The sequence below is a fragment of the Cupriavidus sp. 2SB genome, from assembly GCF_005503625.1.
In the GTDB taxonomy this organism is placed as follows: domain Bacteria; phylum Pseudomonadota; class Gammaproteobacteria; order Burkholderiales; family Burkholderiaceae; genus Cupriavidus.
On the sequence record NZ_SCMX01000044.1, the window covers coordinates 12,639 to 27,970 of the forward strand.

Genomic DNA, 15,332 nt, shown 5'->3' on the forward strand with positions numbered 1-15,332 from the left:
AAATATCCCTCCCTGCCCCACATCCAATTGACCCGCAAATACGAATGATTTACGTTTGCGTTCGTCGATGATTCCAATGCTTGACTACTCCGCCCTCCTTCGACAGTCCACCCCTGTTCCGAAGTCCAGCTGGAGTATTTTCCGTGCAGCAACACATCCTCGCGTCATCGATCCATGCCCTCGTGTCCGGTGCGGCACGAACGGGTACGGCCTTGACCATGTCCGCACTGCCCTTCGTGGCGCACGCGCAGGCCACGCCACCGGGCAATGCCCGCCCCGCGCCTGCCATCGCCGATCTGCCGCGTGTCACAGTCGTCGGCACGCATCCCGCGAATACCAACGAAGCCACCACCGGCATCGCCCGTCTGCCTGACACGGTCAAGGAAACGCCGAAGACGGTCTTTGTCATCCCGAAGGAATTACTGGAGCAGCAGCAGATCACGACGCTGGAACAGGCGCTCAGGAATGTGCCCGGCATCACCATCTCTGCTGGCGAGGGCAATGGCGGGCAGAGCGGCGACCAGTTCCGCATCCGGGGACTGTCGGCAAAGGGCGATATCTACGTTGACGGCCTGCGCGACTTTGGCGCCTACAAGCGCGACAGCTTCAACACCGATAGCGTGGAAGTCATCAAGGGGCCGGCTGGCGAGAGCTTTGGCGTGGGCAGCGTCGGCGGCCTCATCAACCAGACCACGAAAAAAGCCAACAAATCCGCCAGCACCGCCATCGACCAGAGCGTGGGTTCGGGCCAGACCTATCGCACGACCGTGGACAGCAACATCCCACTGTCGGATACCTCGGCCGTGCGCATCAACGGCATGTTCCAGAACGGCAGCGTGCCGGACCGCGACCATGTCGATGACGATCGGCGCGGCTTTGCCATCGACTTCGGTACAGGACTCGGCACCGCTACCGTGTGGCATTTCAACTACTCATATCTGTACCGCGACGGCCAGCCCGATTTCGGCCAACCGCTGGCGCAAGGTGCCGATCGCATCTATCGTCCGCTCTCGGAATACGGCGTGCCCGGCATCACGCCCTCCACCTCGTACGTGCGCAACACCGACCGCGACAAGAGCGATGCGCACATCGTGACTTCCGGGTTCCAGACCATACTCGGCCGTGTCACGCTCAACAACGACACGCGCTACAGCTTCTACCAGCGCGATTTCTCTGGCACCAACCCGGCGGGCGTGCCGTATGCCACGCTGCAACGGCTGCTGGCCGGAAACAACGCAGCGCTGCGCTATGGCGCGCGCGGCGGCATGACGTATCTGCAGCGCGGATGGGGACTGCAGAACGTGACCACGGCGCGCGGCGAGTTCCACACCGGCAGCCTGCGCCATCGCGCGATGGGCGGACTCGACGTGAGCTACCAGCGCGATCGGCGCGACCGGGGCGATTGGACCGGTCGCCTCAATAACCAGACCATCGTCAATCCGGCCTTCGATGCCAGCGTCAATCCCTCTGTGAGCTACACCGGTGGCAGGCGCGATACCAATGCCATCGATGTCGGCGTGTTCGCCAGCGACCGCGTCTGGTTCAACGAACAGATCTCGCTGCTGGGCGCCCTGCGCTGGGATTACTTCCGCAGCGAATACGGCACGACCGAGGCATCGGGCATCGGCGGCGTGGCCGATTCGCGCAAGCTGAGTCCGGCGATCAGCGCGATCTGGGAGCCGACCCAGGACGCCATGTTCTACGCGTCGTTCTCACGCACCTATCGCCCGGTGGGCACCGACATCGCCACGGCCGTGGGCGGCGTGCAGACCGAGGTGCCCAAGGACGGAGTCTCCAACGAGCCGGAGCGTTCGGACACGGTCGAGGTAGGCGCCAAGCTCGACTTCCTCGACAAACGCCTCGGTGTCACCGGCGCCCTGTTCCAGATCCGCAAGGCCAATGCCTACACGACCGATCCGGTGACCGGCATGGTGATCAATGGCTTTGGCGAAAGCGGCGAGGGCCGCCGCATCCGGGGCGTGGAACTGGGTGCCAATGGATCGCTGACCCCCAACTGGACGGTCAGCCTGGCCTACGCGTACCTCGATGGCGAAGTGACCAGCGCGCCAAACGCGGCGTTCGTCGGCAAGGTTGCGCCGGGCGTGCCGCATCACAACGTCACGTTCTGGACGGCGTACACGATTCCGCAGACCATCGTGCCGCTACCGGGACAACTGTCGGTGGGTGGCGGCGTGCAGTACGCGTCCGGCTATTGGGCCAACCAAGCCAACACGGCACGCATGCCGGACAACCTCACGCTGGACGCGATGATCGCCTACCGGCAGGGCCGCTTCCGCGCCTCGTTCAACGTGTACAACCTCACGAACCGCCTGAACTATCAATCGTCGTTCAGCGCTTCGCGCGCGGTGCCTGCATCGGGCCGCACCTATCTGCTCAATGTAGGCATCACCTTCTGACGCACCTTGCAGCAAACTCGCGCCGCTTGAATTCGGGCGTTCCGGTTACGTTGCCTGCAGAGGCAACGTGAACGTGACCGTGGTACGCCCTTCGCTGGACGCGGCGCGAATCGATCCACCATGCAGTTCGACGATTGACCTGCAGATGGCCAGCCCGATCCCCATGCCCTCGCCCTTGGTACTGACAAACGGCTGAAAGATTCGCGCCAGTTGATCGGGCGCGATACCGCCGCCGTTGTCGATGACCTCGACCCGCAGCATGGCCGGTTCCACCCGCCGCGCCCGGAGTTCTACCAGCGGCAGCTCGGCGCAGTCTTCCTTGCGAGCTTCGATGGCATTGAGCACCAGGTTCAGCAATACCTGCTGGATCTGCACGCTGTCGCCATGTAACGGAGGCAATGTCTCATCGACATCGATGCGCAGCGCAATGCCGCCATCGTTCAGCCGACCTGCAAGAAGGGGAAGCACATCGCGAACGGCCTGCGCCAGCGTGAACGCCTGCGGCTTGTTCGGTTCGCTGCGCATCATCGCGCGCAGGCTATGGATGACTTGTTCCGCACGCTCCGACTGCTCCTGGATGCGGCGCACGCCCTCCGCCACTTCCTGGACGACTTGTTGGGTCACGGGGTCTGCCACGCCGGGGCACCGCTTCATCCAGTGCTGGATGGCATAGGCCTCAAGCCGGATCGCGGTCAATGGCTGGCGAATTTCATGCGCAATTGACGCGGCCAATGTTCCCAGCGTGGCCACGCGCGCCAGATGCACCATCTGCTCCTGCATGCCCTGCACAACCGCGCTCGCCGTGCGCAGCGCATCGCTGTCCGCGCACCGGCAGTCGCCCGCCGCGCGCCGCAGCGTTGGCGCGACGGCCTCGTTGCAAGGGGGTTCGATCGGCGCAATGGCCTCGGGGTGATTCATCCACAGTCCAGTCGGTATTCCCGATGGAATCTACGCGACCATGGCACGCACGCCTTGTCGATTTGTGACGCGGATTGTCGATTCCTGCTGGATTCGACGGGAAACTCAAGTCGTGCGGCGCCGCCACTGCCCCGGCGTCATGCCCATGGCGCGAGAGAAGGCGCGCGTGAAATGGCTCTGGTCGGCAAAGCCGCAGCCGATGGCCACCTCGGCCAAGGACATCGCCGGGTCACGCAACAACGCGCAGGCACGTTCAATGCGCTGCGCCAACAGCCATTGGTAAGGCGTGTGTCCCGTGGTATCACGGAACGCTCTGGTGAAATGGCTGCGCGACATGTGGCACGCATCGGCCACCTCGGCAACGGACACATCGCCATCGAGCCGCGCCACGAGCATTTCTTTCGCACGCGATACGCTGCGTGGCGACAGCAACCGATTGGTCTTGGGCGATGCCACGGCATCACCGCCATACTGGCAGACGAGATGTGCGCCAATCGCCATGGACAACTGATCCACGAACAGGCGGCAGGATTGCTGCGGATGCTGCAGCGCCGGCGCCATCGCGTGCGCCAGATGTCCCAGTACCGCGTCCTGTTGACCGGCAGTGGTGCGCAGGCTGCGCAACCGCGTACGCCCCAGTTCGGTGCTGGTGCGCTCGATCAGGCCACGCGGCAACTCCATCAGGATGAAATCGAAACTGGACTGGAAATCCGCCTTGTAGTCCTCGGCCAGATCGCGGATGTAGATGGCACCCGCATCGAAATCGTACGTACCAACCCGGTGACCCTGCATGATGCGACGCCGATGGCCGGCATGCATCGACACGCCTACGACAAAGCCACGCTCGGCCGCCGGCATCGCGAACTGCCCCGATGGCTCGACGGATGTCTTGCGAAAGAACTGGATGTCACTACCCGCCAGCGCATGGTCGGCCTGCAGCAATCCAGCGGCGCAACCGAATGCGTCGAACTGGGCAGGCTTCGAAATGGAGAGGCTGGGGGCGGCCGACATGGTTTCGTCCGTAAAACTTCACGAGCATGTCGCCTGCCAGGTGGAACGGGGGCGTGGCGGGGGCGGCATGTCGGCGCAGGATAGCACGGTGTGGGCATTCCGACAGGCGGTTGTCGGGCTGCTTTTATCGTTGGCTCGTGAGTTGCTTCGTATTCCTTGTGAACCGTTCCAACAATACCTCCACCTCTTCCTGCAATCCCTGGAAGCGCTCGGGATTGCGTGGCACGTATCCGCCCGCTTCGATATCCCATCGGTACTCTTGCGCCATCATTCTGCTCATGACATCGGCGATCTGCATCATGTCCTTGACTGCCACCGCCCGCTTGTCGTCAGGCGGCAGCACCAGATTGCCAAGCACCCCGTACAGCTCTGTAAAGGCCAAGGCTCGCATCGTCTGGCTGCGCGTTTGCCACTCCTCCTCGGACAGCTTGCCCTCGGTCATCGCGGCTGCATCCGAGACCACGTCCTTGAGTGCCGCCTGAAACTGCGTGACCGCCTGCTCGAACTGTCGCGTCACGGCCAAGCTGTCGCGCTGGTCCTGCGTACCGGGCGGCGACAGCATGGCCGCCACTACCACCACGATTGCCGTACACACCGTCAGCGGGACAAACCGTGACCAGACATCGCTGCGCGTTTTCGTTTGCGCCCTCGTCCACGCCGGCTGTGGTGCGATGCTGTCGGGCAGGCATGCCGCCAGCAACAGGCCGCCGATCAGGCCGCCCACGTGTGCGGCGTTGTCGATGTTTTCTGCGCTGAAGCCACGGATAAGCGAATAGCAAATCATGAAACCCGAATCGCCAATCAATGACTGACGGATCTCCCGCGGCAGATGCGCATGGTTTCGCAAGGCAATGACAAGCAATGCCCCACCCACCCCGAATACCGCGCCGGATGCACCCACCGCCACCGCTGCCTGTGCGCTGAAATGCAGACTGGCGGCGCTGCCCAGCAGGCCCGCACCGAAATAAACCAGCAGGAAATTGCGCGGGCCGAGAAACCACTCGACCTTTCGGCCGAGCATGTAGAGCACCACCATGTTCATCGCAACGTGCACGATGCCGCCATGCAGGAACGTGGCCGTCAACATCCGCCACCATTGGCCATCGTGCGCGAGCACTGCAACGTTGCCGCCCCAATCGACCAGCATCGAGACAGGAGTAATGTCGAATAATGGGGCGCCAAACAGGACCATAAGCAGCCAGACGCCGATATTCGCCGCGATCAGCGAGTAGACCGCCCAGGGACGCGGCATCGTGTTCATACGGGCAAGGAATGCCTTTTCGGCTTGAACTTCCTTCGCGACCCCGCTATTTGCCAGGACGCGCAGATGGGTAACCAGCGTTTCGACCTGCTGCCTGTATGCCTTGCTCAATCCGCCAAGAAGCACCCCGAGGCGGCGGCGAAGCCAACTCGTCGGTTCGACCGGCTCGACCACCAGCATCGCTATGCCGTACCGCTTGCGTATCGCAATGCTGCCAATCGATTGCCATGGAAGATGACATTGCGAGCGCGGAAATGCCGTCGAACCGATGCCAGTGGCATCGATGGTCAACAGCGGCTTGCGCAATGGCCGATAGCGGCCCCAGGTCAGCTCAATCAGGACGATCACTCCGATCATCACCGACGCGACCCAGAGCAAAGAAGCGTCGGCGCCGCGCAGAACTCGCACCCATATCAGTGCTGCCAGCCCCCCGAAACCGAGCCACAACAGCAGCCGCACAATCAGCGGCGACCCATACCATTTGACGTAGAAGGCGCCTCTACGGCGCGCAGGCGTCGGGCTCTTGCTCCCGACTTTCGATAGCGTCATCGTTCTTCCCGAAATCGTTAGACGTTCGCGTCGTCTCTCTGGCCTGCCAGCGACAGGCAGGCCACGGCGCGCGTGGCGCAAACGATAGTGGGGGGAGAACGATCGATGCAAGCCGCCTCGTCAATGAGGCGGCAGGATCAGAGCCGTGCCGGCGCGCGTAGCGCCAGATTTAGTTGATCTACCATTTCGGCCCAGTCCGCATCCTCGACGAACTCGTCGCGCAGCAGCGACGCCTGGGCGGGGGTCCAGAACGGGGCTTCCCACAATTCCTTGTCTTGCGAGAGCGGCGAGTGCTGGGCAATAAAGGCGCGAATGTCGGCCTCCTCGGAAGGCAGGCCAAGCTGTGCGAACAGGTCGGAGAACTGGTGAAAGGGGGTGTCCATCGGCAACTCCGGTGAGAACGTTGATATCAGAGTAGTGCAAGGCCGCCCGGTCTGCCGGGCGGGCACCCTTGATGAGGCGCCGGAAGTTCCTGCTGGTTCCCGGCGCCTCGCTTTCAGCGTTCGATCACCGGCGCATGCACCGGAGCAATCGACTCATGCGTCGTCTGCGTGCGTTGCGCGGCCTTGTGGACCATCGTATAGGCGTAGTCGATGCCCATGCCGTAGGCGCCCGAGTGTTCCTTGGCCAGACCCGTCACGGCGTCGTACGTTTCCTTGTTCTTCCAGTCGCGCTGCCATTCGAGCAGCACTTGTTGCCACGTCACCGGCACCACGCCAGCCTGGATCATGCGTTGCATCGCGTAGTCGTGCGCTTCCTTGGTGGTGCCGCCCGAAGCGTCCGCCACCATGTAGATCTCGTAATCACCTTCGAGCATGGCGCACAGGGCAAACGTGGTGTTGCAGACTTCGGTCCACAAGCCGGCGACGACGATTTTCTTGCGGCCGTTCGCGGCCAGTGCGTCGCGCACCTTCTGGTCATCCCAGGAATTCATCGAAGTGCGTTCGAGCGTTTCCTTGCCGGGGAACACGTCGAGCAGTTCGGGGTAGGTATAGCCGGAGAACGATTCGCTCTCGACGGTGGTGATCGTGGTCGGCACGTCGAAGATCTTGGCTGCCTTGGCCAGGCCCACCACGTTGTTCTTCATGGTCTGGCGGTCCATCGACTGCACACCGAAGGCCATTTGCGGCTGGTGGTCGATGAAGATCAGTTGGCTGTTGCGCGGGGTCAGGACTTCCAGCTTGGCGTTGTTGGCGTTCGACATGGTGATTCTCCGGAATGAAAGGTATTCAATAAGTTTGAGGTTTTATCGGGCAGTGCTGGCTTCGCTTTGTTTTGCTTCGTTGCGTTGCTGCGCTGTCCATGTGCTGAACTATAGCGGTCGCCCCACCGGAGAAAAACGGGGGTTCGCTGTCATAGTTGTTCAAATTTATTGAAATAAGAAATCGGAGGATTTCCGTAGGGGAATGAAGCGGATGGGATTCCTGCGCCCGAAGTCGCACGCCGCTACGCGGAAGCGATTCGCTAAGCGCGTGCAGCGTCGTTGATGATTTGATCCACCGACGTCACGGCAGCAATGGCCGCGAGGTTCTTTATCGATCCGTGGTGATCCTCCTCGCTACGCGCGGCACACGCATCCTCGACGATCACCACCTGATAGTCCCGGTCATGCGCGTCGCGCGCGGTGGACTCTACGGCCCATGTGGTGCTGACACCCGTCAACACCAGTCGCTCGATATGGTTCGCACGCAAGATCGCTTCGAGCGGCGTGCCATAGAACGCGCTGATGCGATGCTTGACCACCACGTGGTCGCCCGCCTGCACATCCAGCCCATCGACAAAGTCCGTGCCCCAACGCCCAAGCGCAAGCGCGCCCGCCGTATGCGCCTTGCCGAAGAACGGCGACGCCTTGGGCTGCTCGGCATATTGCGGGGTGAAACCCACCTTCACGAAGATCACCGGCCATTGCCGAGAACGCGCTTGCGCAATCACCGCATTCACGTTGCGCAACAGGTTGCGATCCTGCGCGTGGGCCGCCGTACCGCCACCGGCGAGCTTTCCCTGCGGATCGACGATGTCGTTGATGACATCGAGCACGATCAATGCAGTCTTCATCGGCGCTCCCTCAGTCGTCGCTCTCAGTCGTCGCTCTTGTATCGCGCATCGAGTTCGTCGTACAGGGGCTTCCGGACCAGCCGCTGACGCTCGTTGAATGGCACGACAATCGCCGGGTTCTCGTCCATCTGTCCGTTCGACTTCAGCATGCCCAGCGCCTGCTGCATGCCGCGCACCGCGCCCTGCAGCGCCGCGTTCGCATAGAGCACCAGGCCATAGCCGAGCCCTTGCAGGGCATCGCGCCCCTGCACGGGTGTCTTCCCGCCAATGACGATGTTGATCAGCAACGGGGTTTTGAACAACTGCGGCAATCGCTGGATATCGGGCAACCCTTCGATGGCCTCCAGGAACAGGATGTCCGCACCCGCCTCTGCAAAGCGGTGCCCGCGTTCGATGGCATCCTCGATGCCATGCACCGCCGCCGCATCGGTACGCGCGATGATCTGGAAATCGGCATCGTCGCGTGCATCGGCAGCCGCGCGGATCTTGGCGGCCATCTCGTTCATACCGACGACATGCTTGCCGGCAAAATGCCCGCACTTCTTCGGCATGACCTGGTCTTCGAGCTGGATGGCATCGGCGCCTGCCCGCTCCAGCGTGCGCACGGCATGCTGGACGTTGAGCGCATTCCCGAAGCCAGTATCCGCATCCACGATCAGCGGCAGCGCCACGGCGTCGCGTACACGCGCCGTGTGTTCGGCGATATCGCTGAGCCCGATAAAGCCGAGGTCCGGCAAGCCAAACGACATATTGGTCACGCCGGCGCCAGTCAGATAGACCGCCTGGAATCCCAGATCCTCGATCACGCGCGCACTCATGGCATTGAAGGCGCCCGGCACCAGCACCGCTTGCTTTGACGCCACAAGTTGCCTGAACGCCTGTCTGCGCGCAGAAGTGCTGGATGTCATCGCTCGTCTCCTGTGACCCCGCTTGTGGAGGATCTTCACCGAAGATAGGCGCCCGCATGGGAAGGTCAAGCCGTTTCTATGCGGATCAACCGATGGGCCCACCCGGCCATCCACCACCGAGCGCCTTGTACAGGCGAACCCGGCCGATTGCGGTCTTCGTGCCGCTTTCGACCCTGGCGGACTGGGCCAGCAATAGCGTGCGCTGGACATTGAGCACGTTGAGGTAGTCGATAGCGCCCTCCTTGTAGCGTTGTTCCGCTACGGCCAACGCCTCGCGATTCTGCTCGACAGCCTCGGTGAGATGGCGATGCTCGCGCTCCTGCGCGGCGTAATCGGACAGCACGTTGCTCACCTCATGCCAGGCCAGCAATACGGTCTTGCGATACGCAATCGCAGCCGCTTGCTGCTGCGCCTTTCGCAAGGCCAGCGTGCCGACCAGCCGCCCGCCCTGGAAAAGCGGCAGGTAGAGGCTTGGGCCATAGCTCCATTGCTGGGTGGCCCATGAACCGAAGCTCGAACCGTTCAGCGTCTGATAGCCGTAGTTGGCACCAAGTATCACGCGCGGATAGAAGTCGGCTTTGGCGGCGCCGATCTCCGCAGTGGCACGATGCAGATCGGCTTCTTTCATGCGGATGTCTGGACGCCGGCGCGCGATCTCCGACGGAATACCCACCGGAATCTCGTGCGTGTCGTCGTTGGTACGCGACGGAGATTTCAGCAGCTCGTCATCCAGCGTGCCGGGCGCCTGTCCGACGAGCATCGCCAGCGCGTTCAGCAAACGGACCTGCTCGGCCCCAAGCGCCTCCATCCGTGCGCGAACCGTACTGATCAACGCTGTGGCATTGTGTACGTCAAGACGCGTAGTGACGCCGTTCTCGTAGCGCGAGTTCACCAGGGCGAGGCTGCGTTCCGCGATCAGCAGGCTTTCGCGCGTGACCGATAACTGCTCACGCACGCCCTGCAGCTTCAGGTAATCGGAAGCGGTCTCCGCAGCAACCGAGAGCAGCACGCCATCCATTTCTGCCGAGGTCATCGTGACTTCGGCCTGCGCGGCTTCGATCCTGCGTCTGACGTGCCCCCACAGATCGACTTCCCAGCTCAGGTCAAACGCCGCACCCCACAGCTCATAAGGCGATTTCCCATCGCGCCCGGAAGGATCGATCCATCCCTTCTCGCTCTCTTCCGCGCGACGATAGGAGGCACCGACCCCGACATTGGGAAACTGCGATGCACCATTCACTTTCAGATGAATGCGGCTTTGTTCCAGACGGTTGCTCATCGCCAGGACGTCGAGGTTGCCCGATACGGCGCGCTCGACAAGGCTTGCCATTTCCGGGTCGTCGAACGTCCGCCACCAGTCATGCGCCACGTCTCCCGCGCCGCAAGTCGGCGCACCGCATTGCCAGGACGCCGGCAGTTCCGCGGGCGGGGCCACGAAGTCAGGCCCTACCGCGCATCCACCCAGTGCAATCGACAGCAGGCACCCGCCCAATCCTTTGCGCATCCCCATCTCAAACCCCGTCCTTCGTCTTGACACTGACCACGACGGACATGCCGACGCGAAGCAGGTCTGCGTCGACGCCAGGTTCGTCGAAACGAATTTTCACCGGCACGCGTTGCACGACCTTGGTGAAGTTGCCAGTGGCGTTGTCGGGCGCCACCGGCGAGAAACTCAGGCCCGTGGCAGGCGCCACACTGTCAAGATGCCCCCGGAAGGATTTTTCCGGATTGCCATCCACCTGGATGGTCACCGACTGGTGCGGTTTCATCCGCGCCAATTGCGTTTCCCTGAAGTTCGCCACCACGTAGATATCGTCGAGCGGCACGATGGCCATCAAGGGCGTGCCGGCTGACACGTAGGCACCTACCCGGGCAGATCGCTGCCCCACCATGCCATCGAACGGCGCCACGATGTGCGTGTACGAGACATTGAGCACGGCTTTCTGAAGCGTCGCTTCATGGCGTTGCAACTGCGCCTGCGCGGCTTCGAGCTGCGCGGTCAGCACCATCAATGTTCTGGATGCCGCCTCGCCCGACGCTACGTCGCGGTCCCGGTTCGCACGTGCCGCACTGAGGTCGGCGTCAGCCCGCTGCCACTCCTGCTGGGTACCGGCGCCGGAACTGGAAAGATTGCGATACCGCTGCGCATTCAATTCCGTAAAGCGCAGGCTTGCTTCGCTCGCGCGCACGCTGGCGCGTGCCTGTTCGACGAGCGCGCGCTGCCGGGCAATGCCCGCTTCCAGGTTCTTGATATCGGCGCGCGCCACGGCCACATTCGCCGTGGCCTCGGCCTTTGCCGCCAGATAATCGGCGGCATCGATGCGGGCCACCAGTTGGCCGGCCTTCACGCGCTGGTTGTCCTGCACCAGTACCTCGGTGATCTGACCCGTGACGCGTGGGGACACATACACCGAATCCGCACGGATGTAGGCGTCGTCGGTGCGCTGTTGCCGCCCGGCGTCGAAGATGCGAAAGCCGGCGTACAGGGCACAGGTCACGGCGGCGGCGCCGATCAGTGCATAGAAGATTCGGGGAGAGTGGCGAGGGACAGTCATGATCTGACAGGTGATTGAGGCGGAAAGGCACGAACAGGAACAAACCAGAGCACGAGGGCCATCAGTGCAATGACAAAGATCAGCGCGAGGAAGGTGTCGGCGTAGGCGAGCACGAACGCCTGTTGCCTTACCTTCTCCGCAAGCACGCGAGCCGGTATCTGCAACGGACTCGCATAGGCGGTGGTCAAGGCGTGGTCCAGCAACACGTTGGCATGGAAATGCTCGCGCCAGGTCACGAAATTGCTGAAGGCCGCGGCGGCTACCGTCGATGCCAGCGCACGCAGGCTGTTCACCATGGCGGACGCGAACGGTCCTTCGGCAGGCGCCACCACGCCAGTGGCCATCATCAGCAGCGGCACCACCACCATGGGCTGCGCCACGGCATGCATGAGCTGGAGGACGAAGAACTGTTCGCGAATCCAGTCCGGGGTGAGATATGCGCCCGCAAGGCAGGCCAACGTCATCAATGCGAGGCCGGTAGCGATCACGTAACGGCAGTCCACCGTGCGCCGATTGACGATGAAGGCGACCAGCGGCGACAGCACAATCTGCGGTACGGCAATCAGCAGGGCCAGATCCATCGTCTGCACGGGACGATAGCCGTGGATACGCGCGAGGTATGCGGTGGGCAGCGCGCTGCCGGCGAACGTTGCGCACACGAACAGCATCAGCGTGGCAATGCCATAGGCGAAGTTTCGCCGGCGCAGCAGCCTGAACTCGAACAACGGTGCGGGGTGGTGGAACTCGTGCACGAGGAAGGCCAGGAGACTCGCGGCGCCGCACGCCGACAGGACGCCAATCAGCGGCGAGGCAAACCAGTCCAGCCGTTCTCCGTGCGCCAGCGCGAGCGTCGTGCACGACAAGCCCGTCACGCCGAGCAGTGCGCCCTTCCAGTTGAATTTGCGAATGCGGTCAAGATGCACCGGGTCCTGTGGAATGCCATGCCAGATCAACGCGGCGGACAGCAGACAGAGTGGCATGAATTGCCAGAACAGCAGCCGCCAGTCCGCGCTTTCGGTCCAGAATGCGACGAGCGGCATCGTGATATTAGGGCCGAACGTCGAGGTCAGCGCATACGCCGACAACCCGAAGAGCCGGTAGTGCGCGGGCAGGAAGCGCAGCGCTGCCGTCATCAGCATCGGCGGCAGGCATCCGCCAACCAGCCCCTGCAGCACGCGCAGAAACAACAGACTTTCAAAGTTCGGGGCGAACGGGCAAAGCACGCATATCAGCCCGAACAGGAGCGTGGCCCCGGTGGCGAAACGGCGCATCGAGAAGGTGTTCGCCAGCCAGGGTGCCAGCAACATCGCCGACACTTCGGCGGCTGCATAGCTCGACGACAGCCAGATCCCTTCGTCGCGGCCCAGACCGTAGCCGCCCAGGATATCGGCGAGGCCAATATCACCGGTGCGGTTGTTGATGCCGGACACCAGCGCGGCAATCAGCACACCTTTGAGCCCGATGCCGAGCCGCAATGAAAACGGGGCATGAACGGGCGCGGCGCCGCCAGTCGGGGCGTGCGGGGACAACGTGGAGGAAACACTCACGGCTCAAAGCGCTGAAGTTGGAGATGGAAGCAGTCCGGCTGACGAACCGGTCGCACGACGATGGGATGCAGCAATCGCGCGACCGGACGGCCGATGGTCAGGCGCGCGAAAGCGGCTCCAATACTGGCGGCCGTTGCAGCTCGGTCGACGCCGCATCGAAGATATCGGCCCGGCTGCCGTTACGCGGCGGATAGATGCGTTCGCGATTGATGACCTGCTTGGTCTGCTTGGCTTGCTCGCCAATGGCGACGACTTCGCGGTCCCACCCTTGGGCGTACACGGCGCCGGCCGGACCCAGATCGATGATGTTCGTGTACCAGTCGATATGCAGCGGCAGCAGATCCTCGCCAAACAGTTCGCATACGACGTTGTGGCCCGCGTACCGCCCCATCGGCCGGGCGTGCTGGCAGGACATCACCGACGGATGCTCGCCATCGATCAAGGCGTGCGCCACATCGCCTGCCGCATACACGTCGTCCATGCCTTGCACGCGCATGTAGGCATCCACCATGAGTCGGCCATGCACGTCGCGCTTGCCGCTAAAACATGTGGTCAGCTCGCTCGCACGCATGCCCGCGCACCAGACCACGGTGGAGGTGTCGATATGCTGCCCGTTGTTCAACGTCAGGCCGTAGCCGCTCAGGGACTTCACCGTCGCGTGCGGGAACAACTCGATCCCAAGCTCCCGACAGCTTTGCTCGATCACTGCCTGCGCGCCACCGAGGTGGCCAGCGATCTTCTCGTTGCTATCGACCAGGATCACGCGCACCTGCTGCGCGGCGTCGGGGATGCCGCTGGCCACCGCGGCAGCGCGCAACCGCGCCGGCAGTTCACAGGCCAGTTCCACGCCCGTCGCACCCGAGCCCACCACCACCGCCGTGTACTGACCGGGATAGGGCGCGCGGGCATGCAGCGATGCGATGTGTTCCTGCAACCGATGGGCTTGCGCGTAGGTATCGACATCGAACGAGAAGACATCCACATCCACGATGGGCGGCCGCTCCAGCTTGCTGCCGCTGGCAAGCACCAGCTTGTCATACCGCGTGGTGATGAACTTGCCGTCGGACTCGATCCGGACGGACTTGCCATGCGTGTCGATATCCACCACGTTGCCAATCTGCAGCGTCACGCCGATGGGATCGAGTACCTCTCGCAACGGTACCAGTGTGGCGGCGAGGTCGTCCTCATAGTTGCGTACGCGAATGCTGTGCTGCGCGTCACGATTGACGAGCGTGATGTGCACAGCCTTGCCCAACGTTTCCGCCATGCGCGCCGCCCCAGCCGCTGCCCATAACCCGGCGAAACCGCCGCCGACTACCACTATTTCCTTCACGTCAGAATCCTCGCTATTCGGGGGGCCGAAACCCCTGATTGACTGTGCCGATCGACCCAGCAATAATGCGAGCAATCGCTCGTCTTTTCAACTCGCGTTCCGACCATGGCCCGACAACCCGAGACAACACCCCGCAAAGCCCCGCGCCAGCGCCGTTCCATGGCAATGGTAGACACCATTCTGGAAGCCAGTGCTCGCGTTTTGATGGAGCGGGGATATGCCGAAATGAGCACGAATGCAGTCGCCCAGCAGGCCGGCATCAGCGTCGGGTCGCTCTACCAGTACTTTCCCAACAAAGCGTCGTTACTCACCGCGTTGCATCAGCGACACGGCATCCACATGGCCGAATCGATCGAGAAAGTCCTGGGGGAAGCGCACGACGAGGGACTGCGCGGCGCCGTCACCAGCCTGATTCGCGCGGCAATGGCTGCCCACGAAGTGGAGCCGGAACTGCATCGCTTGCTGGAGAAGGAGCGCCCGCTGCTGGAAGCCAACATGGGCGCAGCCGGAGATCGCATCCATCGCCATGTGATGGAGTTACTGCTGCGGCACCGCGACGAACTGCGCCACGACGACCTCGACATGGCCGCGTGGATGACGATGAAGATGACGGAAGCGCTGGTGCACGGCGCCGTGCTGGAAGCGGTGGACGGTCAGAACGCGCGGAACGTCGAGGCAGGGATCGTCGACGGGATTCTTGGATTTTTATCGGCGACGCCGAAGCAGGCATGAGGACGCTGGGTCTATAGCGGTTGACAGCGACAGCGCCCCCAGGTAG

General features: G+C 62.8%; 13 protein-coding genes. 2 read left to right on the plus strand and 11 right to left on the minus strand.

Features of this window, described 5'->3' with window-relative positions:
* Nucleotides 1–143 precede the first annotated feature (143 nt).
* Nucleotides 144–2,417, plus strand: a complete 2,274-nt coding sequence (locus FFS21_RS19660) for a TonB-dependent receptor (protein WP_249359504.1) — start codon at nucleotides 144–146, stop codon at nucleotides 2,415–2,417.
* A 45-nt stretch (nucleotides 2,418–2,462) separates the two neighbouring features.
* Here FFS21_RS19660 and FFS21_RS19665 read toward each other — a convergent pair whose 3' ends face one another.
* The 11 genes from FFS21_RS19665 to FFS21_RS19715 all read right to left on the minus strand — a co-directional run bounded on the left by FFS21_RS19665 (nucleotide 2,463) and on the right by FFS21_RS19715 (nucleotide 14,554).
* Nucleotides 2,463–3,335 (minus strand): sensor histidine kinase, encoded by an 873-nt coding sequence (locus FFS21_RS19665; protein ID WP_137926463.1) that lies wholly within the window; start codon nucleotides 3,333–3,335, stop codon nucleotides 2,463–2,465.
* Between the two features lie 105 nt (nucleotides 3,336–3,440).
* The gene (locus FFS21_RS19670; RefSeq protein ID WP_212745253.1) at nucleotides 3,441–4,346 is read right to left on the minus strand and encodes a helix-turn-helix transcriptional regulator; all 906 of its coding nucleotides are present in this window, start codon (nucleotides 4,344–4,346) and stop codon (nucleotides 3,441–3,443) included.
* Between the two features lie 124 nt (nucleotides 4,347–4,470).
* Entirely contained in the window at nucleotides 4,471–6,156 is a 1,686-nt protein-coding gene (locus FFS21_RS19675) for a rhomboid family protein (RefSeq protein ID WP_137926464.1), read from the minus strand.
* A 137-nt stretch (nucleotides 6,157–6,293) separates the two neighbouring features.
* Nucleotides 6,294–6,539, minus strand: a complete 246-nt coding sequence (locus tag FFS21_RS19680; protein WP_137926465.1) for a DUF2789 domain-containing protein — start codon at nucleotides 6,537–6,539, stop codon at nucleotides 6,294–6,296.
* A gap of 113 nt (nucleotides 6,540–6,652) precedes the next feature.
* Entirely contained in the window at nucleotides 6,653–7,360 is a 708-nt protein-coding gene (locus FFS21_RS19685) for a hydrolase (protein WP_137926466.1), read from the minus strand.
* A gap of 260 nt (nucleotides 7,361–7,620) precedes the next feature.
* Complete coding sequence (locus FFS21_RS19690; protein ID WP_137926467.1) at nucleotides 7,621–8,211, minus strand: cysteine hydrolase family protein; 591 nt, start codon at nucleotides 8,209–8,211, stop codon at nucleotides 7,621–7,623.
* Between the two features lie 23 nt (nucleotides 8,212–8,234).
* Entirely contained in the window at nucleotides 8,235–9,119 is an 885-nt protein-coding gene (locus FFS21_RS19695) for an isocitrate lyase/PEP mutase family protein (RefSeq protein ID WP_137926468.1), read from the minus strand.
* A gap of 85 nt (nucleotides 9,120–9,204) precedes the next feature.
* Nucleotides 9,205–10,623 (minus strand): efflux transporter outer membrane subunit, encoded by a 1,419-nt coding sequence (locus FFS21_RS19700; RefSeq protein WP_137926469.1) that lies wholly within the window; start codon nucleotides 10,621–10,623, stop codon nucleotides 9,205–9,207.
* Nucleotides 10,624–10,630: 7 nt separating this feature from the next.
* Nucleotides 10,631–11,674, minus strand: a complete 1,044-nt coding sequence (locus FFS21_RS19705) for an HlyD family secretion protein (RefSeq protein ID WP_137926470.1) — start codon at nucleotides 11,672–11,674, stop codon at nucleotides 10,631–10,633.
* Nucleotides 11,671–13,221: an MFS transporter gene (locus FFS21_RS19710; RefSeq protein ID WP_212745254.1), complete on the minus strand. Its 1,551-nt coding sequence runs from the start codon at nucleotides 13,219–13,221 to the stop codon at nucleotides 11,671–11,673. Before FFS21_RS19710 ends, FFS21_RS19705 begins: the two co-directional genes overlap by 4 nt.
* Before the next feature lie 97 nt (nucleotides 13,222–13,318).
* Complete coding sequence (locus tag FFS21_RS19715) at nucleotides 13,319–14,554, minus strand: NAD(P)/FAD-dependent oxidoreductase (RefSeq protein ID WP_137926471.1); 1,236 nt, start codon at nucleotides 14,552–14,554, stop codon at nucleotides 13,319–13,321.
* A gap of 105 nt (nucleotides 14,555–14,659) precedes the next feature.
* On the opposite strand from FFS21_RS19715, the gene FFS21_RS19720 reads away from it, so the two are divergent.
* A complete protein-coding gene (locus FFS21_RS19720; protein ID WP_137926472.1) occupies nucleotides 14,660–15,286 on the plus strand; it encodes a TetR/AcrR family transcriptional regulator in 627 nt (208 codons plus the stop codon).
* Nucleotides 15,287–15,332 lie beyond the last annotated feature (46 nt).